Raw genomic sequence first — 22,185 nt, 5'->3', positions numbered from 1 at the left:
ACGCCCACACTAAAAAATGGAAATTATTCCCCTGGCAAGACGTCGCAAGCTCAGAACATGGAGTCATGGCAAAGGCCCTAGTGAATTGAAAGTTCATAGAAGGTCCGGAAAAGCCATTTCACTATTAGACCTTGCAAGTAATGACTACTTAGGACTGAGCAGACACCCTGACGTCATAGAAGCCGCGAGAACAAGTATCGATGCTGATGGTGTAGGTGCTGGAGCATCACCACTAGTTACTGGGCATCGGCCAATTCATCAAGAATTAGAGGAAGCCCTTGCTGATTGGCTCAGTCAAGAAAGTGTTTTACTTTTTCCTAGTGGATTTCAAGCAAATCTTGCGGCAGTAATTGCAATAACCGATAGACATACCACTGTCCTAGCCGACCGGCTTATTCATCATTCCCTTTTGTTAGGAGTCAAAGCCAGTGGTGCCAAACTAAAAAGATTTGCTCACAATGATCTTAATGATTTAGAGAAACATTTAAAAATCTGTAGAAATCATCAAACCAATAAATCACCACTAGTACTTACTGAAAGCCTTTTCAGCATGGAAGGCACAAGCCCAGCAATCAAAGAAATAGCAGAACTATGTGACAAATATGGAGCACAACTCATAGTTGATGAAGCGCATTCGCTTGGGACTATGGGAATCCAAGGTAAAGGACTGTGTTATGAACTAGCTGTGCAAACAACCATTTTGAGCGGAACATTTGGCAAAGCATTTGGCAGTGGGGGTGCCTTCTTAGCGGGGAGCAAAAAATTGAAGGAACAACTACTCCAAACAAGCGGGGCCTTTAAATACAGCACAGCCCTTGCACCACCACTAGCTGCAGCAGCATTGGCATCACTAAAATTAATTAAAAAAAACCCTACTTGGGGAGAGAAGCTACAACAACGTGCAGAGAAATGGCGCTCTAGACTTTCAATTGAAGGTTGGAGTCGCCCTCTAGGTAATGGTCCGATACTTCCTCTAATAATCGGCAGTGACGAAAAAACTCTTTTTTATCAACATCAACTAGAAAAGTCAGGCCTACTAAGTGTGGCAATTCGTCCCCCTACAGTCCCTGAAAGGACTTCCCGTCTTCGAATAGCACTACGTCAAAACTTACCAAAAGGGACACTAAAACGACTAATCAACGCCTTAAAGGCACAATGAAACAAGTAATAGCCATGCACGGATGGAGTGGCGACAGTAACACTTGGCAATTATGGATTGATCAATTTCAAAAAACCAAATGGATATGGCAAAGCGCAGAGCGAGGGTATGGAACAATTCCACCCTGTAGTCCAGATTGGCAAGAATCTTCTGACCCGGCTTCCCAGCGGCGGGTGGTCATAGCGCATTCTCTTGGCCTACATCTAATCAAAAGTCAAGTTTTGAGCAAAGCCACAGATATCGTTTTACTGGGAAGTTTCAGTCGTTTCATGCCTACTGGAATCGAACGCCGTTATCTAAACGCTGCTCTGCAAAGCATGAAAAAACACATCGGGACAACAAAAGAGAAAACAATGCTAAATAATTTTCTTCGAAAAGCTTGTGAACCAGAAAAAATGTGTGAGTACCCACCAGGACCAATAGATAAAGGTCTGTCCTTAGAAGGGCGCAAGCAACTGAAAGCCGATCTTGAATTACTTATCCAAACTCATGAGCTACCAACAAGTTTGAGCCCGCAAGCGAGAGTATTGGTTGTTCAAGGAGCGGAAGACGCCATAGTGGTTCCTTCTTCTCGGAATTTGTTAATAGAGGACTTGAAAAAACATCTTGATACTGGCCCAACCCATTGGTTGATTCCTGGGGCCAGTCACTTACTTCTAATTCCAGGATTAATAAATCGCGTAGAAAATTGGTTAAATACTTCGCCATGACCAGCAATTGGCCAAAAATCATTCTCAATAATTTTGGGGAAGCCGCTCCTCACTACAACGCAGAAGCAGAGCTACAAAGCACCTTCGCGTGGCGCCTGGCAAAAGAATGTTCAAAAGAATCAATTCCCCAAGGCATTTGGGTGGATCTTGGAGCAGGTACAGGACTACTTGCGGAAGCATTGGAAGCACTTAACCCAAATAAATCTGTAATTAGAGTTGATGGAAGCCCGCAAATGCTCGCTCAAAATCGATCCACAAGCCAAACACAACTCTGTGACTTAAATATTGGCCTACCAACTTGGCCCCACAAACCTGCCTTACTTGCTTCAAACTTTGCACTGCATTGGCTCAATCAACCTGCAAATCGAATCGCAGAGTGGTTTACTGCATTAACACCTGGAGGTTGGCTAGCAATAGCACTACCTGTTCATGGAAGCTTCGAAGAATGGCATGTTGCCTCAAGGAACAGTGGGGTTCGTTGCACAGCACTTCATCTGCCTTCGACAGAAGCCCTTCTACAGGGCTTAAGTATGAAGAATGTACGCTATCAAGAATTGCAAAGTTTCACACAAACAGCTTCTAAAGTCAGCTCTCTTTTAAAGCCAATGATAAACATTGGAGCGCACTCAACTCCAAAGCTTGGTCTTAGTGTTGGAGATTGGCGAAGATTGCAACGATCCTGGCCCTACTGCACAGAGAATGGAGCAGTAAGACTCACTTGGCTCATTCAATTACTATTAGTCCAGCGATGAATTCATCACCTTCTGGTTTGATTGTATGTGGAACAGACACAGATATAGGTAAAACCATCGTTAGCGCTTTACTAGTCCAAGGCCTGGATGCAATTTATTGGAAACCAATACAAAGTGGTTTAGAGCATGGAGGCGATACAGGCCAAGTCTCCAAACTTCTAAACCTTCCAAAGGAGCGGTGGATAAGAGAAGCATATAGATTCCACGCACCTGTCTCTCCTCATTGGGCAGCAGAACAAGAAAATCAATTCATAGACCCTGAAAAATTGCAACTACCTTTAGTCAAAAAAACTCTAGTAATAGAAACTGCTGGAGGATTGCTAGTGCCCCTCACTAGGCAATTTCTACAAATTGATCAACTCCTCTCTTGGAAGCTACCTGTTCTCCTAGTAGCAAAATCTGGATTAGGAACTCTCAATCACACTTTACTCAGCATTGAAGCCCTGAGAAGTAGAAATATCCCTCTACTAGGACTGATACTTAATGGGCCACATCATGCAGACAACCCGAAAACACTAGAGCAAATTGGAAATGTTCAGATAATTGGACAGCTCCCTACCTTGATGGAAATCAATGCCAAAACACTTGCTGAGGAATGGGAAAAGCAAAATCTTGGCCCAATCTTCAAACAACTACTCGCATGAGGCATTCTAAGCTAAACCACTAAAACATGAGCAATAAATCTCAGCAATGGAATCCTCATCTTTGGCCTCCATTCACTCAAGTTTCCACATCAACTCCTCCACAAAGGGTAATCTCTGGAGATGGAGCTTTATTGCTACGTGATGGCGCTCCACCCCTGATTGATGCCATAAGTAGTTGGTGGGTCACTCTTCATGGCCATACTCATCCTTATATTTCATCTGCCATCTCAAAGCAAACTGAAGAGTTAGAGCAAGTTATATTTGCTGATTTCACCCACCCACAAGCTGAAAAGCTAGCTGCGAGACTAAGCCATGTCACAGGTCTTGAACGCTTATTCTTTTCAGATAATGGCTCAACTGCAGTAGAGGTTGCTTTAAAGATCGCATGTCAATGGTGGAAGAACAGGTGTGAACCTAGACATCAACTAATCGCTTTTCAAGGGGCCTACCACGGCGATACTTTCGGAGCAATGGCGCTAGGAGAACGAACTCTCTTTAATGCACCGTTTGAAGATATGCTATTCCCTGTAAGGAGGCTCCCTTGGCCTGACACCTGGTGGGGAGATGACAATCTAGAAAAAAAAGAGAAGGTTGTCTTATCAGAACTGGAACAAAGCCTCGAAACACCAACAGCTGCTGTAATCCTTGAACCTCTTGTTCAAGGGGCAGGAGGGATGTCAATGGTGAGGCCCGAGTTTCTTCAAAAAGTCGAGAAACGGATTCAAGAAGCAGGCGCACTCCTTATTGCCGATGAAGTTCTGACCGGGTTCGGACGATGTGGCAGCCTCTTTGCATTTCAAAGAGCTGGCATAAAACCAAATCTGATTGCTCTTTCAAAAGGATTAACTGGAGGCTTTCTTCCTATGGGCGTAACAATGGCAAGTGAAGAAATATTTTCTGCGTTCATAGGAGAGGCGCCCCATTTGACTCTTTGGCATGGGCATAGCTTTACTGGGAACCCCCTCGGTTGTGCAGCAGCAAACGCAAGTTTGGATCTATTAGAAGCAAATCCTGAGCAATATCAAAAATTTGAATCAAGGCACATAGCACATTTACATATAATTGCGAAGCATCCAAGAGTAAAAAGAATAAGAGTTACTGGGACAATTGCAGCCTTTGATCTTGATGTTGAGGGACCTTCAGGCTATCTAAATACTGCAGGAAAAACTATTAAAGCCATCGCAATGCAAAATGGTGTATTTCTGAGGCCTTTGGGGAATGTGGTTTACTTACTACCTCCACTCTGCCTTAATAATTCACAACTAGAACAATGCTATTCAGCTATTGAGAAAGGTTTGGATATGCTTTAAAAGTCTCTTTAATAGAAGACAAGTTCATTTATGGGCCCTCAGTTATAGCAATTTGAACATCTTGCCGAGATAAGCCGTAAGGGAACGAACAGGAACTTGATTTACCATTCTGCTCCCAAGTAACCTTCAGTTCGTCCTGCTCAATTTTTATTTCAGCTGACCAGTTGGGCATTAGTAAAGTCCAGATACAAAGATCTTCTTTACTCTTTTTTGCTCCTAACTCATGAAGCCAAAGTTCTAATGCAGCTAAAGAGTGTTGATTCAAAGGTGTTTGAACTGGAGGCAACAGAGCCATTGCTGTTACGTTGAAAAATAATGTTGTGAGGTGTCTGACTAACTGTTAGCCAACTTGGTCGAACTTGCAATTCCCTGCCCTGAACGAATGCAAACCCTAATGCAAGCAACACACTAATCAAAAACGCTACTACCAATAATAGAAGTGAGAGCAATTCACCTCCAGACAGCGTCCGACGTACCTCCTTTGTAATGAGTTGTTTCGAGAACTTTTCTGGAGTAACTAATGACTTATGAGAATGCATCGTCTCATTCCAGTTGACTTCATTAAAACTTTTGTCGTAACTTAACCTTCGAATAGGATCTGAAAGTAATTCATAAGCTTCGCACACCTGCCGAAATTTCCGCGCAGCTTCATCAGGTGGCAAAACAGTGGTATCAGGATGCAATGCTTTAGTCAAATGGCGAAATGCTTTGTGAAGAGTTTCCCCGTCCACAGATTGAGCAACACCCAACACTTCATAGTGGCTTTTACGCAAGGTCAATTGATCAACAATCCATTATTCAAAAGGTCTTTGAAGTTCATCTGTGTTGCACAATTTTAGAAAAAGCAGCCACTTTTTACATGTCTATTAAAGACTGCTTCAACAAGCCCAGTCCAGCATTATGGGAAAAGTTGCTCTGGCATCCATCTTCAACACAACTTGAACAATTTTGTACTCTTCAGAATCTGCTCAGTCATTTCAACAAAGAAGTTAATTTAACAAGACTTTTAAATGGTGAGGATTATTGGATCGGGCATGTTTTTGACAGCTTATGGCCTATGCAAACGTTGCTAAGTGAGCCCCAAAAAGTACTGAATTGCATTGACGTTGGAACAGGATGTGGATTTCCTGGTTGGGCAGTTGCCATAGCTCTACCAAAGGCACACATCACACTGGTAGATGCAACCAAGAAAAAAACTACAATCCTCCAAAAGATCTCAGTAGAGCTTGACCTAAATTCGCGAATCAATATCCTTACTGACCGTATAGAAAATACAGGTCAGAATATGTCTTATAGAGGAGTGTTTGATCTGGCAATGGCTCGTGCCGTTGCGGATGCACCTATCGCAGCAGAGTATTTAATTCCACTCCTGAAACAAAAAGGCGAAGCCTTTTTGTTTCGAGGGAAGTGGAGCAAGATTGATGAAAAAAACCTCAACAAAGCATTGTTTTTACTTAAAGCGAGAATAAAAACAGTTGAAAGTGTGGAGCTCCCAGCGAAGAGAGGGAAAAGGCACTTGATAAAACTTCAGGCAAAGTTTCCTTGTCCAGAGAGCTATCCAAGACCAATTGGGATACCAGAAAAAAAGCCCTTAGGAATTTAAGTGGAAGAAAGTCTTTCCTGCCCACTACCACCTACACGATTTCGTAGCTTGCGAAGCAAACTAGGTATCTGATTACACCAAGGACTTTTTGCAAGAACTCTTCTTAATGCCTCCTCACTAATATCTCGATCAAGGCAATCAGCATTCTCTCCGGGAAACCAATGGCTCCCATTACCAAGAAGGCCATAACGGGCTTTTGCAAAACTGTCCATATCCCAAGCTTCCACAAGATTGTATAACCAAAGCAAAATAGGGATATTGATACGTCCTGGTGTTTCTTTCCAACTTGGCAATCCAATATGCCATGAAGACAGCCAAGACTCTCCAAGAATAATGCGAGCCTCGTTGTATAAGCTCTCTTCAATTCTAGGCACATATTCACCCGCTCTATTTAGTAGCTCTATCGCCTTAAGATGATGATCTAAGTCTTCGGGTTTTGCTGCACCCACACTAATAGTGTGCACTCTCGAATCCTTTAAGCAAAAAAGATCATTAAAAACAATTGGATGCAATGGTGCGCACAAATCTAAAAGCTTTGGTGAAGGTGTATGCAAATGTCCTCCTTTATCAGTGGGGCTGATAATGAAAACCCCAAGGTCTAATTTCGCTGCAGCATCTAAGGCAGGGTCATTGTCCTGACGAATGAAATACCAATGAAGATTCACATAATCGAATTCATCAGAATTAATCGCCTCCACAATTAATTGTTTTGAACCATGTGTAGAAAACCCAACATGGCCCACTCGGCCTAGATCTTGCCAGCGCCTTACGACTTCTAGACAACCTCCAGGTCGAAAAGTTTGAACCAAATGCTCACTAAGGTTTATTCCATGAATGGCCAAGAGGTCTAATTTCTCACAACCTAGTCTTTGAAAACTTAACTCAAGTTCTGCCTCAAATTTCTTAGAGTCCTCTCTAGGTGGAACTTTTGTCTGCAATATTCGATTTCTATCAGGCAGAGTTTTCAACCCCCAACCAAGCTGAAGCTCTGAACTGCCATAGTGCCTTGCAGTCTCGACATGAGTGAGTCCACAATCCTTCGCTTTACTCAGAGTTCTTTCTAATTGCTGTTGACTTTCAGGGGTAATTTCATCTGGCTGCAGTTCACTCCAACTTTGCTGAAAGCGCATACCTCCAAGCGATAACACTGGCATTTCAATACCTGTACGGCCAAAACGTCGAAGAGGCATTGAGGGTGAAGGTGCATCAGACAAGACCTTATAAATCACTTCACTCGACGTTGATTCCTCCTAGAAACTTGTGGAAGTTTCCCTAAATCTTGCAGGTCCAATGCATCTAAACGAGCACGGAGATCGTCCAGCTGCTCAAAGGGAACCCAATGAATACAATTCACAGGGCAAGTCCCAATTGCTTCCTGAATGAGTTCAGTGCTATCCCCATCTTGTCTAATTGCTCTTGAGCGACCCAGATCCGGCTCAATAACAAAGGTATTTGTCGCAACATGGGCGCAATAACGACAACCAATACAAATGGACTCATCTACCCAAACAGCTTGTTCACGAAGTTGCCCCCCTAGACATGGTTCTTTGCCATTGGGCTCAATAAAAACTTGAGCTCTGGCCTTAAAAGCTACTGAAGGATCAATGCTCAATGGATTAGTTAATCAAGGGTCCCAACGTGTAACGACCAATTCAATAGAACCATCCAAATTTCTTTTCTCTTCGGCAACTTGATAACCCTCCTCCACAGTTGCAGTTAACACTGTATTAAGGGCATATCTCTGCGTGAGTTGCGCCAAAAAACGTTCTATAGGAACTTGCTGCTTCCAAAGGTCCAAATCAGTCACTAATTCATAAGTTTTAGTTGCCTCATTCCAACGAAAACCAATATCTCCCCCCTGGGTCATAGTGACTGCTACTTCTGCTTTTACAGTTTGTCCTCTATAACCTCGAACCATCCTCTCTCCTTCTAGAGGGCAAAGCCCCAAATCAAGCAGTGCCTGAAGAAGCGGTGTCTTCTTACGCAGTTGTGTTTTAACAGTGCTGAAGTGTGACATCAGAGAAATTGTTCTGTTGAAATTGTCTCAACTTGAATCTCATCATTGAGATAAGACTCAGAAGTAGGTTCTCGGTGTTGAACAACACCTAAAGCCTCTTCAAGTTTTTCAGTCAATTGCTGACATGCATTACCAGCAACGCCTTCTACAGTCTCTTGAACCAGTCCATCTTGACTAATCTTGAACCGAAGAGTGCGTTGAGGCATCAACCTAGTTGTTGAAGTAAACGATGATATAGAAAAAAATCCTCCTTCGACATACAGTTGTTACAAGGATGGGGTTTTAAAACAAATCTAAAAATCTCAAGCTAGGTAACCTTGATCTCTTAAGCGTTTAAGCCTCTGCTCCAGAGGGGGGTTATCAATCTGCTCAAGAGCAGTGCGAGCCTCATACCTGACTGAAGGTTCAGAATCATTAAGTAAAACATTTAACAAAGTCTCCTCTATTTGATCTCTTGGAAGGGTCTCTAAACTTTCATAAAGCCGGCCAAGAGCCCAAATACAATTACTGCGAACTAAAGGTTCATTATCGATTTCCAAACTGGTGAGTAACTGATTAGCAGCAATAGAGGCCTTTTTAGGTGAATTAGCACCTGCTTCGGCTAATGAACCTGAAGCCCATAGCCGAACAGCAGCTACATCATTCTGCAAAGAATGAATTAAAGGTTTCAACACAGGTGCATCAGAATAATTTCCCAAACTCCAAGCAGTGGCCTTACGGACGTAAGCATTACTATCTGTTCGCAATAACTTGAGAAGAATTTTTACAGCACGAGGGCAAGGATTCCTTCCAAGTGCATAGACGGCACTCATCCTTTCTACAGGGCAAGGTTCTTGCAAAAGAGGTACCAACAATGGCAATGCTCTTGGATCCCTGTGCTCACAAAACACTCTTAGCCCCTGTAAACGTTCCTCATGTCCTTGTTTCAACCAATGCAACCCAAGCTCACACTCTTTCGCAACATTTAGAGCATCTGAATCAAAACCTTCAAGATCAATCTCATCTAATGGATCTCCAACCAGTTCAGCCTCTAGCTCTCTTGCTAGCAAATCAGGATCTATCGCAAGGCTTGCTAGCCCCTCATCTACTGGGTGTCCTTGCGCATCATTCATAAACAGATCCTAAACATAATTAAGCCCGATTCAATTCATTGGAGCTGGTGCAAGCATGTCACCAGGCAGCCAGATACGTGCACTGACAGCCAAGAAAGCAACTCCAAACAGAGCAACTATGAGAATTGGGAAAAGAGTGGAACGCAAGAAGCCCAAGATTTAAATAAATTTTCAATTACTCTGATCTTATTCATAGAATCAAGAAGAAATGGAAATATCAAACAACTTTTTCTTACTCAAAATACATAAGCTAACCACAGCAATTACAAGCCCTATCCAACCCCCTCTTTCCTGATGAAGAAGAAAAGCACCGCTACCTAATAACCCCCCAAAAAGCACAGCAGAAGCAAGGATGAAGCGCAACAACAATGCCCCCATAGGATCTACTGGTTGAACCCCAAGTCGAACACGTAAAGCTCGCCATCCTGGTCCTGGAGGACGTACCCGCATTACAAATCGCTCTAGCACCTCTTGAGATTCAGAAGGAGTTAACGCCAAAACAAACAACCAAACAACTCCAGTCAGAACTGTCGTCACCAATAACTTCAAACCATAATCATCAATGCGAATAATTGGGATGACAGATGTTGTGACTCCAATAAAAAAGCCACAAACCATTGCAGCCAACTCAGCGGCTGCATTAATCCTCCACCAAAACCACCGCAGAACAAGAACAACACCTGGTCCTGTTCCTATCGCTATCACTAAACGAAAAACTGTACCGATGCTGTCACTAATAAGAGCAGTGAAGACCCCAAAAAGTAGTAACAACACGCATGCAAGTTGACCTACAAAAAGTAATTCTCCTTTGTTAGCAGAAGGTCGAAAAAATCTTTGATATAGATCATGAGTCAGATAACTAGAACCCCAATTAAGTGAGGTACTGACAGTACTCATAAATGCTGCCACTAATGAAACAACAACAACACCTAGTGCTATTGGAGGTAGATATCTAACAGCTAATATGGGGTAACTAAGCTCCCAGTCCTCTTGAGAAGGGAGAAGGACAAGGGCCGAGAGTGCAACTAATATCCATAACCAACTTCGTATGAGGTAATTCACTACTAAAAAAACCCAACCTGCCAACTTTGCTTGCCTTTCATCACGAGTAGCAAGCATTCGCTGAATAAATTCCCCCCCCCCATCACTACGTCGAAAACTCCACCACTGCAATGTCAGAAATGAGATAAAAGTGGTGAAACTAATGCCTGCACCACCAATCCACTCAAAGCCATCTTTCTTAAAGCTCCACGGGAAGAGTGATAACAACTCAGGACGTCCTAATTCATCAATCTTGTCAAGCAAAAGGCTCATTCCACCTCCAGCAGAGACAACAGCAATAGCAACCGCTATTGCACCTAACAGAGCTAAAGCTAATTGAACTAGATCATTAACAACCACAGCCCATAGACCACCAACAACTGTATAAATGACCATAAAAACAGCTACGACTGTTAATAGAAGCAAAGTGTCACTAATCCAACCAAATACAAGATGGCCATCAACAATACCTAAAGCCTCAGCAACCTTACGCATTGCCAAAAAAGCATAGCCAATACCAATACAATTCACGGGCACTGCCAATAGAAATGCCTTAATACCTCGAAGCCAAGCAGCTGTTGCTCCTCCATAGCGCAGCTCAGTAAATGCAGCATCAGTTAAGACACCACTTCTTCTCCACATAGGAGCAAAAACAACCGTCATCGCAACATGAGCAAAGCCAAAGCTCCACCACTCCCAATTGCCAGCGAGTCCTCTAGTTGCGACTATTCCCGCAACATATAAAGGTGTGTCTATTGAGAATGTGGTTGCAGCCATCGAGGCCCCAGCCAGCCAGCCACTAAGGCGACGTCCTGCAACAAAGTAATCCTCATCATTCCTATTTCGATGTGCCAACAAAAGTCCAAGTACTAAAGAAAGCAACAAATAACTTATAAGAATGAACCAATCAATAACTGCCATATACCTAAGAGCTGCTATACAAAGTTCCCCCAGTTAAACCCCTTCAACAAGTATCTGCATGCTGACGACGCAACTGGCCACATGCTGCACTCTGATCAAGACCCCTACTGACACGGATACTTGCAGCTACTCCTCTTGTCTCTAATACATTTTGAAAGGCCTTAACCCTATTAAATGATGGGCGCTTGAATAGCTCTCCTTCAATAGGGTTGTAGGCAATAAGGTTGACATGACTCTGGAATCCTCCGACAAGATCTGCCAGTTGCTCGGCGTGCTCCAGTTGATCATTTAACTCCCCTAAAAGTATGTACTCAAAACTGACTCGTCTACCTGTAAGAGAAACATAATACCTACAATCTTGTAGCAATGAGTTAATCGGATAAGCTCTAGCTGTAGGAATTAATTTCTCCCTTAATTTTTGATTAGGGGCATGTAAGCTGACTGCCAAGGTGAACTGAGCACGCCCAAGACGTTCTATCGCCCTCTCAGCCAGTTGATGAAGAGAATTTGGGACACCAACAGTGCTTACAGTGATGCGACGTTGGCCAATGCCCAAATCATTATTAAAGCAGCGAATTGCCGAGAGCACAGCATCAGAGTTCATTAAAGGTTCACCCATACCCATAAAAACAACATGCGATGGGCGTCTAGCCATCACCTCTCGCACACTGAGAACCTGATCTACAATCTCATTGGTTGCCAAGGAGCGTTGAAAGCCACCCTTTCCCGTCGCACAAAATTGACATCCCATAGCACATCCAATCTGACTTGAAACGCAAACTGTTAGACGATGTTCAGTGGGAATGGCCACTGTCTCTAAATTATCGCCGTCAGTAGTGCCAAGCAAAAGCTTTGTCGTTTCATCAGAAGCAACAACTCGTTTAATTTCTTGCAGCCTTCCAACTATTACACCCCTCTCATGAAGATATCTTCTCCATACTTTTGGCAGCACAGTTATTGCATCGATATTTCTAGCCCCCTTTGAATAAAGCCAATCATGGATTTGGCGGCCACGAAACGCTGGCTGCCCTAATTCAACGGCAAAAGCCTCGAGTTGATTAACACTGAGACCAAGCAATACAACATTATCGCCTCCCAATGGCGAATTATTCACCAGACCAAGACACCATGTCCAAGCGTCATCTCCAATATTATCAATGCAATAAAAGCAATCATGGCAAGCCTTCCATTTAAATTCTCGATATGAGTATGAAACCCATAGCGTGGCAATCTCCTTTTGGGGACGATTTTGGGCTCAAGCATATAAATAAGCCTCAAAAAAAACCATTAGATGATAAACGCAAAGGTTTCGACTGACGCAGCATTTTCTACTCATCAGAAAGCAATCCCTCCTCCTGAAGACCTTCAAGTGCTGCTGGATCTGGCATCATTTGATCTTCTGGAAGTTCATCTTCACCAGTTGGGCGGGCAAAGGCCGCAAAATTACTCACAGAAGGGTCAATCCCATGTCGGCTCCTAGTGGCTTCAAGATCCTCAGCACTAGGATCATCCAAAACCGCAGTTGAACTAGCTGCAACAACAGGTGAAGCAGGCATCTCCACCGTGTAATCCGGGCGCAAGTTCTGCATACGTCTATACCCTGCTGGATCTTCCGCCAAGATGTCTGGATGAGGTCCTGCTTCTGCACGCAGTTCTTCCACAAAGCCACTGAAACCCGTTCCAGCAGGAATGAGGCGGCCAATAATTACATTCTCTTTGAGTCCACGTAGCCAATCAGATTTACCTTCAATAGCTGCTTCAGTTAGAACCCGTGTTGTTTCCTGGAAGGAAGCTGCAGAAATAAAACTATCGGTATTCAAGGATGCCTTAGTAATTCCAAGCAACACAGGTGTAAATTCCGCCGGAGCACCGCCTGTTATCGACATAGCTTGATTAGTGTCCTCCACCTGTCGAAGCTCAATCAATTCTCCCGGCAAAAGAGTTGTGTCTCCAGCATCCTCAATGCGAACCTTACTCGTCATCTGGCGAACGATTACCTCGATATGTTTGTCGTGAATAGAAACACCCTGAGACTTATAGACATTTTGAACTTCCGTTACCAAGCGATGTTGCAGCTTCGCTATAGCCTCCTGGGCAGCTTCCATCAATGGTTTCCTATCACGCAAATCAGAAAAGAAACAATCCAATAACTCATGTGGATTGATGGGACCATCAGTTAGCAATTCGCCAGCCATGACCTGTTGGGAATTACTGACCATTGCATTTCTACCAAGAAGAATTGGATATTCGGAAATTGAATCATCACTTTCAATAACAGTGACAGTTATAGATTCACCATCCTCTTCTTGCTTGATATCAACAACACCTGGCTTCTTCGCAAGAATAGCTGAATCTCGTGGGCGACGAGCTTCGAGTAACTCCTCGATTCTTGGTAGACCTTGAACAATATCGCCGGTCTTCTGTCTTTCAAAAACCAACAAAGCTAAGCCATCGCCTCTTTGGACTAAATCTCCATCACGAACATGCAACACTGAATCAGGAGAAACCATATAAGGCCTCCCAAGACGAAGAGTTATTTGCTTACTCGTAACAGACTCGACTTCACCACAACAATTAGCCCGCTCATCTTTTGCAAGAAACTCACCATCCACAAAGCGCTGACCTACTTCAACAACAGGAGTGCCCTTCGTAGTCAAAGTAATTGTATCTTCTGCTCGTTCCACTATGAGGCGGCGAATAGGGTCTCCTTCTCGCACATCCGGCAATTGTGCAATGCCTTCCTGCTTACAAAGGATTTGTGTAGTCGCAACGACATCTCCCGCCTTTACTTCCTGTCTATCCTCTATCTGTAGTTCAGTGTGGGTTGATCCATGGCTGGAATCTGACATGGTGTCACGACGAACAAGAATGCTCTCAAGAATTACCAATCGCAACCTTTCAATGGTTTTAGCCCGTTTATCTTGAACGGCCTCCACGTCAACGGTCATTTGAGGCGTAGTTTCAAATGTTTCAAGGTTTAGCTGAGTTTTCAGTAACTCCACACCCTCCACAGATTTAATAAGTTCGCCATCCTTAAAAGACAGTCGCTGAGTAGCCTTTAGCCCCAAATGAGGACCTTTAGGTTGCTTTACATGAGAAAGCTCAGGCAACTGAGCCTCATTAGGAATGGTGTATTCCTCGACTGGCCTCAGTAAGAGGCCCTTGCCCTCTGGAGTGTCAACCGTCTGAACAAAAACTATTGCATCAGTCTTAATTCCCTTGGCAATTGTCTCCCCAGGGTTAATCATCTGACCCTCACCATCAAAACGCTCTAGCGCTTTAGCCTCATTACAAAGATGAAAGCTTCCACTACGAACAATAATTTCACGCAAAATATCATTCTTCTGAGTAACAGTAACTATGCCTGCTGTCTGACTAAAAATATCTTTTACTACCTCAGTCCCTGCTTCTATCCATTGTCGATCTTTAATCATTAAAAGAGAGATGTCCTTGTTGATTTCATGAGTCTCTTGCGGAATCCAAAGCAAAGTGCCACCTTTACTTACTTCATAACCATTTTTAGCTGAGCGAGCTTTCTTAATAGAAAGACCAGGAGCAAATTTTGCTAAGCCACCAGTCTTAGTACGGAAACGATCATCAGCGAGCTCAGCTACAACTTCACCATGACCAATCTTGCTACCAGGAATTGTATTTAATCGATAATGGGTGCCATCTTTCGCCTCTAGGTGCCATATCTCCCCTGAATGCGTTGACTCCCCAAGCAACTTAAAGTCTTTTAGAGTCATAGAAGTGGTAACAATTTGCACTTCTCTGGAATCTCCAATGGAGTCACGCAAACGAACCTCCCCACCAAATTCACTTGCTTGACTAGCCTCTGCCAAAACCTGACCCTCTGTAACCTTGACGTTGCCTTTGACTACAGGTTGGGCATTGGGAGGAAGGTTATACACATCACCAGCAAGCACCCACATACGACCCAAGCGTTGCGCCTTAAGAGTGATATTCCCTTGCCTATCAGTTACCTCCTTGGGCTGAATAGCAGTCTCATATCTAACTTGTCCTGCTAAATCACAAATAACATCCTTAGTAGCTTTTTCAACGCTTTTCTTCACTGCACCTGCAGAAATCTGTGCAACAGTTACATCCGATTCAATCTCTTGTCCATCTTCAACAAACAACAAAGAGCCATTTGTTATCTCAATCTTTTGTCCCCTCGCCTTTCCTGAGGGCTTGACACTTAAAGTGAAATTCACCTCAGCTTGCTGGGCTTCAACTCCATGAGGAGTCCGATATCCTCGTACACGAGCTTTGGGGCCAAACTCCACTTTCCCCGCAACAGTAGATCTGACCACTCCAGTCTCAGCAGTAGATACACCCCCCGTATGGAAGGTCCTCATAGTGAGTTGAGTACCAGGTTCACCAATTGACTGCGCGGCAATGATGCCTACTGCTTCGCCTAAATCAACTAATTCGTTATGTGCCAAAGCCCATCCATAACACTTTCTACAAACTGAACGAGTGGCTTCACATGTGAGTGGAGAGCGAACCATTACTCCAGTTGTATTAGCCTTTTCCAGACGAGCAGAAAGAGGTGGATCGATTGCCGTATCACGTTCCGCTAAAACTTCTCCATCAGATCCCAAAATTTGTTCTGCAGTAAGTCGACCTACAAGACGATTCCCAAATTTCCCATCTTCAGCTTTAACCAAAATGGCTCTAGTTGTTCCACAATCTTCCTCTCGAACAATGACATCTTGAGCAACATCCACAAGTCGACGAGTTAGATAGCCTGAGTCGGCAGTGCGCAGGGCTGTATCGACCAAACCTTTTCGAGCACCATAAGAAGAAATCACATATTCAGTAACTGTTAAACCTTCTCTAAAGTTTGTACGTATAGGGAGATCAATAATCTCACCCTGAGGATTTGCCATCAGACCTCGCATGCCAACAAGCTGACGAACTTGAGACATATTCCCTCTTGCGCCTGAATTAGCCATCATCCAAACAGAATTCAGAGGGTCGTTCTGATTGAAGTTCTTCTTGACAGCATCCACCAAGCGCTCATTGGTTTCAGTCCATGTATCAATGACCTTGGTATGTCTTTCGACCTCAGTTATCTCTCCAAGGCGATAGCACTCCTCAGTAGCAGTAATTTGCTCTTCGGCTTGACCTAACAGATCTTGTTTTGCTTCAGGAACCTTTAAATCTTCAACTGAAATAGACACAGCTGCCTGTGTCGCATACCTAAATCCAAGATCTTTAAGGTTGTCAGCCATTGCTGCAGTAGCAGCAGTGCCGTGATGCTTATAAGCCCAGGCAACTAGTTGTTTAAGCCCTTTCTTATCAACTACTCGATTGCGGAAAGGTGGTGGAGTCTTTGCAAGAGCTGGAGAAGCGCTTACCTGAACTGACTTCTTCGATCCTCGAGAACCCTTCTTGGTGCCCCTAGTGGACTTAGTAGCAGATTTTTTTCTGGATTTAGGTGAAGAGGAAGTCATTAAATTGATAAGCGCTGAACTTGTGAATAAAGGATGTGAGAGTTTTTTCTTACAAAACTCAGGCTGCAGCTACTGCATCGATAATGGTGTAGTTCATGACAACACGCCCAACAGTGGTGAGTATGTAGCGACTTATTAGGGCACCGTCTTCATCTAAACGGTCTCGTCGATAAGTCCACTGTTCAAAGCGAGTTCCGTCTTCAAGAGTATTCGCAAGAATGGGCTTATCGATCTCATCATCATCTTCAACCTCACCGTTAAATCGAACCCAAACCCAATCATGCAAATTAATCCTCTTATCTTCAAAAGCATGAATAACATCTTCAAGCCCTGAAAAAGTACTGGAGCGATCTCCAAACTCCGGCTTCGAAGCATCTGGCTGTAAAGCTGTTAGATAGTAAGAGCCAAGAACCATATCTTGAGATGGCGTAACAATTGGATCTCCAGTTGCGGGTGAGAGGATGTTATTACTAGCCAACATCAACATACGTGCCTCTGTCTGAGATTCAATAGCTAATGGGACGTGAACCGCCATCTGATCTCCATCAAAATCAGCATTGAATGCTGGACAGACCAAAGGATGTAGTTGTATTGCACGACCAGCTACAAGCTTTGGCTCAAAAGCTTGAATACCCAGGCGATGCAAAGTAGGGGCTCTATTAAGCAAAATCGGATGTCCCTCTATCACCTCCTGCAAGACCTGCATAACCTCATCATCAGCACGATTTATCAACTTCTTAGCTGCTTTGATGTTATTAACAATGTTCTGACGAATCAGCCTATGAATCACAAAAGGCTGAAATAATTCGATTGCCATTTCCTTAGGCAATCCACATTGATGCATTTTTAATTTGGGGCCAACAACGATTACTGATCTACCGGAATAATCAACTCGTTTACCAAGAAGGTTTTGGCGGAAGCGTCCTTGTTTTCCCTCAATAATGTCACTCAGAGACTTAAGCGGTCGACTATTTGCACCAACTACAGTTCTTCCTCGTCGTCCATTATCTATCAGTGCATCAACAGCTTCCTGAAGCATACGCTTTTCATTTCGAACGATAATTTCAGGTGCAAGAATTTCCTGTAAACGTGCTAAACGATTATTGCGATTAATAACCCTTCGATAGAGATCATTTAAATCAGAAGTAGCAAAGCGACCTCCATCTAATTGAACCATTGGTCGTAAATCTGGAGGTATAACAGGAATCGCATCTAAAACCATCCAATCAGGACTTGCATTAGTTGCAATAAAATTATCTATTACCCTTAAACGCTTAATAAGCTTTGCTCGTTTTTGACCCTTACTATTAGCTATTTCTTCTCGCAATTGTTCTGCCACTTGAGACAATTCTAGATCTTCTAAAAGTTGCTTTAATGCCTCTGCACCTATACCAACTACTGGTTCATTTTCAATTGTAGAGTCTTCCGCATAGATTTCATCTTCTATTTCTAGCCATTCGTCTTCAGTCAGTAATTGTTTATACTTAAGGTCTTTATGATCACCTGGGTCCAATACTACATAACAGTTAAAATAAACAATTTGCTCAACATCCCTTAATGGCATATCTAATAAAATAGCCACATAACTAGGTATACCCTTCAAATACCAAACATGTGAGACAGGTGCAGCTAATTTGATAAAGCCCATTCTGTGTCTACGGACTCTGCTTTCCGTGACTTCAACACCACACCTCTCGCAAACAATGCCACGGTGTCTAACTCTTTTATATTTTCCACAATGACATTCCCAATCCTTTGAAGGGCCAAAAATCTTCTCACAAAAAAGGCCATCCATCTCAGGCTTTAATGTGCGGTAATTAATTGTCTCTGGCTTAGTAACTTCTCCAACAACTTGACCATTTGGAAGAGTACGTTGCCCCCATTCCATAACCCTATCGGGAGAAGCGAGTGTGATTTTGACGTAGTCAAAATGGTTCTCAGTGCGTAGATTACTGTTAGTCATGAACAAGTAGCAAGAAAATTAAGGGCGAAGAAAGTAATTAATAGGCTGAATTAATCTTCGTCGTAATCTGAGACTCCTAGTGATTCGTAAGTGGGTCTACTTGGGGTACTTCGTCGAGGATTTACATCCTGCATCAAGTCAACCTCTTTGCCTTCATCGGTATAAACAGCTATATCAAGTCCCAAAGATTGAAGCTCTCTCATTAAGACCTTGAATGATTCAGGAGTGCCAGGTCTTGGAATCGGCTTCCCTTTAACAATTGCATTTAAAGCCTCATTGCGACCTTGCATATCATCTGATTTAACCGTTAAAAGCTCCTGCAATGTATAAGCAGCGCCATAAGCCTCAAGAGCCCAAACCTCCATCTCACCTAAGCGCTGACCACCTTGCTGAGCTTTGCCTCCAAGAGGTTGCTGAGTGACCAAAGAATAAGGGCCAGTTGAGCGTGCATGAATTTTGTCATCGACCAGGTGGACTAATTTAAGTATCTGGGCATATCCAACTGTTACTGGCTGATCAAAAGGCTCACCTGAGCGGCCATCAATCAATTGCAATTTTCCAGGACTGTCTGGGTTATATACCCATTCCTTTCCTGGTTGTTTTGCAGCCTTTTGCAAATAGGCCTCAACAGTTTGCTGTGACTTTTCAGCACCGTACATTTCATCAAATGGAACAACCTTGACACGGCAATCCAAATTTGCCGCTGCCCAGCCCATCAAACATTCAAATACCTGTCCAACGTTCATACGACTCGGAACACCAAGTGGATTTAAAACAATGTCTACAGGAGTGCCATCAGGCAAATATGGCATATCTTCTCTAGGTAAAATGCGGCTAATAATTCCTTTATTCCCATGGCGACCAGCCATTTTGTCGCCTACTTGGATTTTTCGTCGTTGAGCCACATAAACTCTTACCACCATATTTGCGCCTGGAGGTAATTCATCTCCTTGCTCCCTTGTATAAATACGAACATCAACAACACGGCCTCTTTCAGTACTAGGAACCCTCAATGAGTTGTCACGTACATCACGTGCTTTTTCACCAAAAATTGCTCTTAAAAGTTTTTCTTCGGGCGGTTGGTCTGATTCTCCCTTAGGAGTAACTTTCCCAACAAGAATATCTCCACTCTCTACAAAAGCACCTGTTCGAATAATACCCATTTCATCTAAATTTCCTAAATTTTCTTCGGCAACATTAGGAATTTCTCTCGTAATTTCTTCTGGCCCTAATTTTGTTTGTCGTGCTTCGATCTCATACTTTTCTATATGGACAGAAGTATAAAGATCATCCTTAACTAAACGCTCGCTAACAAGAATTGCATCTTCATAGTTATAACCTTCCCACGGCATATATGCGACTAAAACATTTTGACCTAATGCAATTTCTCCACCTTCGCAAGCTGATCCATCTGCCAGAACTTGACCAATTATTACGGGGTCTCCTTGCCTAACAATAGGTCTTTGATTAAGGCATGTGTCTTGATTAGACCGCTGATACTTCTGAAGATAGTGTGTATGATCATCGCCATCTTCGTCACGCACAACAATAGCTGTAGCATCTACAAATGTGACCGTTCCGTTTACTCTGGAAATAGGTACCATGCCAGAATCTCTTGCAACTTGAGTTTCAAGTCCTGTTCCAACCAATGGGCGTTCAGGCCGCAAAAGTGGAACAGCTTGTCGCTGCATATTTGATCCCATAAGTGCTCTATTCGCATCGTCATGTTCTAGAAAAGGTATTAATGAAGTCGCTACTGAAATAACCTGAACAGGGGATAACTGGACATAATCGACTTGTTCTGGAGGAACTTTTTCAAAATCTTGGCGGTATCTAACTGGTATCAATTCTGCAAGAATTTTCCCTTCACTATCTGTTGCCACATCACCAGGCGCCACCCTGCATTCGTCTTCCAAGTCTGCTGAAAGATAAATCGGATCACCTTGCTTAATTACTCGTCCATTTTCAACTTTCCAGAATGGAGTTTCGATAAATCCATATTGATTAACTCTTGCATGAGTAGCAAGTGAGTTAATCAAGCCAGCATTAGGCCCTTCTGGTGTTTCTATTGGGCATAATCTTCCATAATGAGAAGGGTGAATATCGCGAACCGCAAAACCTGCACGCTCTCTTGTTAGACCACCTGGGCCCAATGCAGAGATACGACGTTTATGGGTCAATTCTGCCAAAGGATTAGTTTGATCCATAAATTGGCTCAGTTGACTTGAACCAAAAAATTCTTTAATCGCCGCAACAAGGGGCTTGGGGTTAACTAATTGAGCAGGAGTTAGTGAATCTGTCTCACCAACTGTCATTCGTTCTTTAATGATTCTTTCTAAGCGATTTAATCCGACACGTACTTGATTCTGAAGAAGTTCTCCGACTGATCTAACTCGACGGTTACCCAAATGATCAATATCATCAAGGCTAGCGCCACCTACATCTAGCTCTAGATTTATTAAGTAATCAAGTGTTGATAAAACATCTTCATGAGTCAATGTTCTGACTGTATTCGGAATAGTTAAACGTAGTTTCTTATTTATCTTGTAACGTCCTACCCTCCCTAGGTCATAACGCTTTGGATCAAAAAATCTAGTTTGCAAGAGTTGTTGGCCACCACTTACCGAAGGTGGTTCACCAGGTCTTAACTTTTTATATAATTCCAACAGAGCCTGATCTTCTGAACTAATTCCTTCTTCATTAGCAGCTTCAATGGACTTTTTATAATATTCGGGATGACGTAATTTATCCACCACGTCATTGTCTGAAAGGCCCATAGCCCTCATCAATACATGTGCATTGATTTTTCGTGTCTTGTCAACACGTACATGCAATAAATCATTTTTATCAGTTTCAAATTTGAGCCAAGCTCCTCTATTTGGTATTACACTTGCGTTATAAGTTCGTCTTCCATTTTTATCTTGTTCATCTTTAAAGTAAACACCAGGGCTACGAACTATCTGATTAACAATTACCCGCTCAGCGCCATTAATAATAAAAGTTCCACGCTCAGTCATTAATGGCAATTCACCAATAAAAACTTCTTGTTCCTTTATTTCGCCTGTTTCCTTATTAAGAAGTCTACAAGTTACATACATCTGAGAAGCAAAGGTTGCATCCCTTCTTTTTGCCTCTTCAACATCATGTCGAGGACGCTTAAGGCGGTATTCACTTCCTACAAAATGTAGCTCTAGCTTCCCCGTATAATCAGTGATCGGTGAAAAACTCTCCAGCTCCTCTATTAATCCTTTCTCTAGAAACCATTTAAAGCTTGCTCTCTGCACCTCAACCAAATCTGGCAGGTAAGTAGCTGTCTTAGCGACCTGAAGCGAGCTTCTGCTCATGCGAAAACCTGCAGTTGAAGAAGTTAGTAATTGAAAGCCTGAACTTGCGACTTTGAAATACAAACCGAATTAATAGAACCAAAGACAGCGGCAAAGACCCCCTATTCAGGACCTTTGCCGCTCTAAAAGGCTCAATGAAATCGGGTCAGA

General features: G+C 43.1%; 19 protein-coding genes. 6 read left to right on the top strand and 13 right to left on the bottom strand.

Annotated features, from left to right (window positions below):
• Nucleotides 1–16: 16 nt before the first annotated feature.
• Genes SOI82_RS08245 through bioA form a run of 5 tightly spaced genes read left to right on the top strand, consistent with a single transcriptional unit; the run spans nt 17 to nt 4,575 of the window.
• The gene (locus SOI82_RS08245) at nt 17–1,159 is read left to right on the top strand and encodes an 8-amino-7-oxononanoate synthase (RefSeq protein WP_320666945.1); all 1,143 of its coding nucleotides are present in this window, start codon (nt 17–19) and stop codon (nt 1,157–1,159) included.
• Nucleotides 1,156–1,869 (top strand): alpha/beta hydrolase, encoded by a 714-nt coding sequence (locus SOI82_RS08240; protein WP_320666944.1) that lies wholly within the window; start codon nt 1,156–1,158, stop codon nt 1,867–1,869. Before SOI82_RS08245 ends, SOI82_RS08240 begins: the two co-directional genes overlap by 4 nt.
• Entirely contained in the window at nt 1,866–2,621 is a 756-nt protein-coding gene (locus SOI82_RS08235; protein ID WP_320666943.1) for a methyltransferase domain-containing protein, read from the top strand. The genes SOI82_RS08240 and SOI82_RS08235 overlap by 4 nt, the downstream gene beginning before the upstream one ends.
• Nucleotides 2,618–3,265 carry a dethiobiotin synthase gene (gene bioD / locus SOI82_RS08230; protein ID WP_320666942.1) on the top strand — a complete coding sequence of 216 codons (648 nt, stop codon included), beginning with the start codon at nt 2,618–2,620 and terminating at the stop codon, nt 3,263–3,265. The genes SOI82_RS08235 and bioD overlap by 4 nt, the downstream gene beginning before the upstream one ends.
• A gap of 26 nt (nt 3,266–3,291) precedes the next feature.
• Nucleotides 3,292–4,575 (top strand): adenosylmethionine--8-amino-7-oxononanoate transaminase, encoded by a 1,284-nt coding sequence (bioA, locus tag SOI82_RS08225; RefSeq protein ID WP_320666941.1) that lies wholly within the window; start codon nt 3,292–3,294, stop codon nt 4,573–4,575.
• Between the two features lie 28 nt (nt 4,576–4,603).
• On the opposite strand, the gene SOI82_RS08220 is transcribed toward bioA, so the two are convergent.
• Nucleotides 4,604–4,870, bottom strand: coding sequence for a DUF3143 domain-containing protein (locus tag SOI82_RS08220; protein ID WP_320666940.1), 267 nt, complete (start codon nt 4,868–4,870; stop codon nt 4,604–4,606).
• Nucleotides 4,797–5,354, bottom strand: coding sequence for a J domain-containing protein (locus SOI82_RS08215; RefSeq protein WP_320666939.1), 558 nt, complete (start codon nt 5,352–5,354; stop codon nt 4,797–4,799). Before SOI82_RS08215 ends, SOI82_RS08220 begins: the two co-directional genes overlap by 74 nt.
• A gap of 80 nt (nt 5,355–5,434) precedes the next feature.
• On the opposite strand from SOI82_RS08215, the gene rsmG reads away from it, so the two are divergent.
• Nucleotides 5,435–6,178 carry a 16S rRNA (guanine(527)-N(7))-methyltransferase RsmG gene (gene rsmG / locus SOI82_RS08210; RefSeq protein ID WP_320666938.1) on the top strand — a complete coding sequence of 248 codons (744 nt, stop codon included), beginning with the start codon at nt 5,435–5,437 and terminating at the stop codon, nt 6,176–6,178.
• On the opposite strand, the gene SOI82_RS08205 is transcribed toward rsmG, so the two are convergent.
• From SOI82_RS08205 to rpoB, 11 genes are all read right to left on the bottom strand, one after another.
• The gene (locus SOI82_RS08205) at nt 6,175–7,368 is read right to left on the bottom strand and encodes an aldo/keto reductase (RefSeq protein WP_320668403.1); all 1,194 of its coding nucleotides are present in this window, start codon (nt 7,366–7,368) and stop codon (nt 6,175–6,177) included. The two genes, rsmG and SOI82_RS08205, sit on opposite strands and share 4 nt — an antisense overlap.
• Before the next feature lie 35 nt (nt 7,369–7,403).
• Nucleotides 7,404–7,790: a ferredoxin gene (locus tag SOI82_RS08200; RefSeq protein ID WP_320666937.1), complete on the bottom strand. Its 387-nt coding sequence runs from the start codon at nt 7,788–7,790 to the stop codon at nt 7,404–7,406.
• A gap of 12 nt (nt 7,791–7,802) precedes the next feature.
• The gene (locus tag SOI82_RS08195) at nt 7,803–8,195 is read right to left on the bottom strand and encodes a DUF1257 domain-containing protein (RefSeq protein ID WP_320666936.1); all 393 of its coding nucleotides are present in this window, start codon (nt 8,193–8,195) and stop codon (nt 7,803–7,805) included.
• A complete protein-coding gene (locus SOI82_RS08190) occupies nt 8,195–8,401 on the bottom strand; it encodes a DUF2997 domain-containing protein (protein ID WP_320666935.1) in 207 nt (68 codons plus the stop codon). Before SOI82_RS08190 ends, SOI82_RS08195 begins: the two co-directional genes overlap by 1 nt.
• A gap of 96 nt (nt 8,402–8,497) precedes the next feature.
• Entirely contained in the window at nt 8,498–9,307 is an 810-nt protein-coding gene (locus SOI82_RS08185; protein ID WP_320666934.1) for a HEAT repeat domain-containing protein, read from the bottom strand.
• A 198-nt stretch (nt 9,308–9,505) separates the two neighbouring features.
• Complete coding sequence (locus SOI82_RS08180) at nt 9,506–11,269, bottom strand: sodium:solute symporter family protein (RefSeq protein WP_320666933.1); 1,764 nt, start codon at nt 11,267–11,269, stop codon at nt 9,506–9,508.
• 43 nt (nt 11,270–11,312) lie between these two features.
• Nucleotides 11,313–12,383, bottom strand: a complete 1,071-nt coding sequence (gene rlmN, locus SOI82_RS08175) for a 23S rRNA (adenine(2503)-C(2))-methyltransferase RlmN (protein ID WP_320666932.1) — start codon at nt 12,381–12,383, stop codon at nt 11,313–11,315.
• Entirely contained in the window at nt 12,380–12,532 is a 153-nt protein-coding gene (locus tag SOI82_RS08170) for a high light inducible protein (protein ID WP_320666931.1), read from the bottom strand. Before SOI82_RS08170 ends, rlmN begins: the two co-directional genes overlap by 4 nt.
• Nucleotides 12,533–12,597: 65 nt before the next feature.
• Nucleotides 12,598–16,728, bottom strand: coding sequence for a DNA-directed RNA polymerase subunit beta' (locus SOI82_RS08165; protein ID WP_320666930.1), 4,131 nt, complete (start codon nt 16,726–16,728; stop codon nt 12,598–12,600).
• Between the two features lie 58 nt (nt 16,729–16,786).
• The gene (locus tag SOI82_RS08160; protein ID WP_320666929.1) at nt 16,787–18,691 is read right to left on the bottom strand and encodes a DNA-directed RNA polymerase subunit gamma; all 1,905 of its coding nucleotides are present in this window, start codon (nt 18,689–18,691) and stop codon (nt 16,787–16,789) included.
• 50 nt (nt 18,692–18,741) lie between these two features.
• Nucleotides 18,742–22,035, bottom strand: coding sequence for a DNA-directed RNA polymerase subunit beta (gene rpoB / locus SOI82_RS08155; RefSeq protein WP_320666928.1), 3,294 nt, complete (start codon nt 22,033–22,035; stop codon nt 18,742–18,744).
• Nucleotides 22,036–22,185 lie beyond the last annotated feature (150 nt).

Origin of the sequence: Prochlorococcus sp. MIT 1307 (genome assembly GCF_034092395.1) — a bacterium.
GTDB lineage: Bacteria > Cyanobacteriota > Cyanobacteriia > PCC-6307 > Cyanobiaceae > AG-363-K07.
The sequence above is the reverse complement of the archived record's forward strand: the minus strand, read 5'-3'. Positions and strand labels throughout refer to the sequence as shown.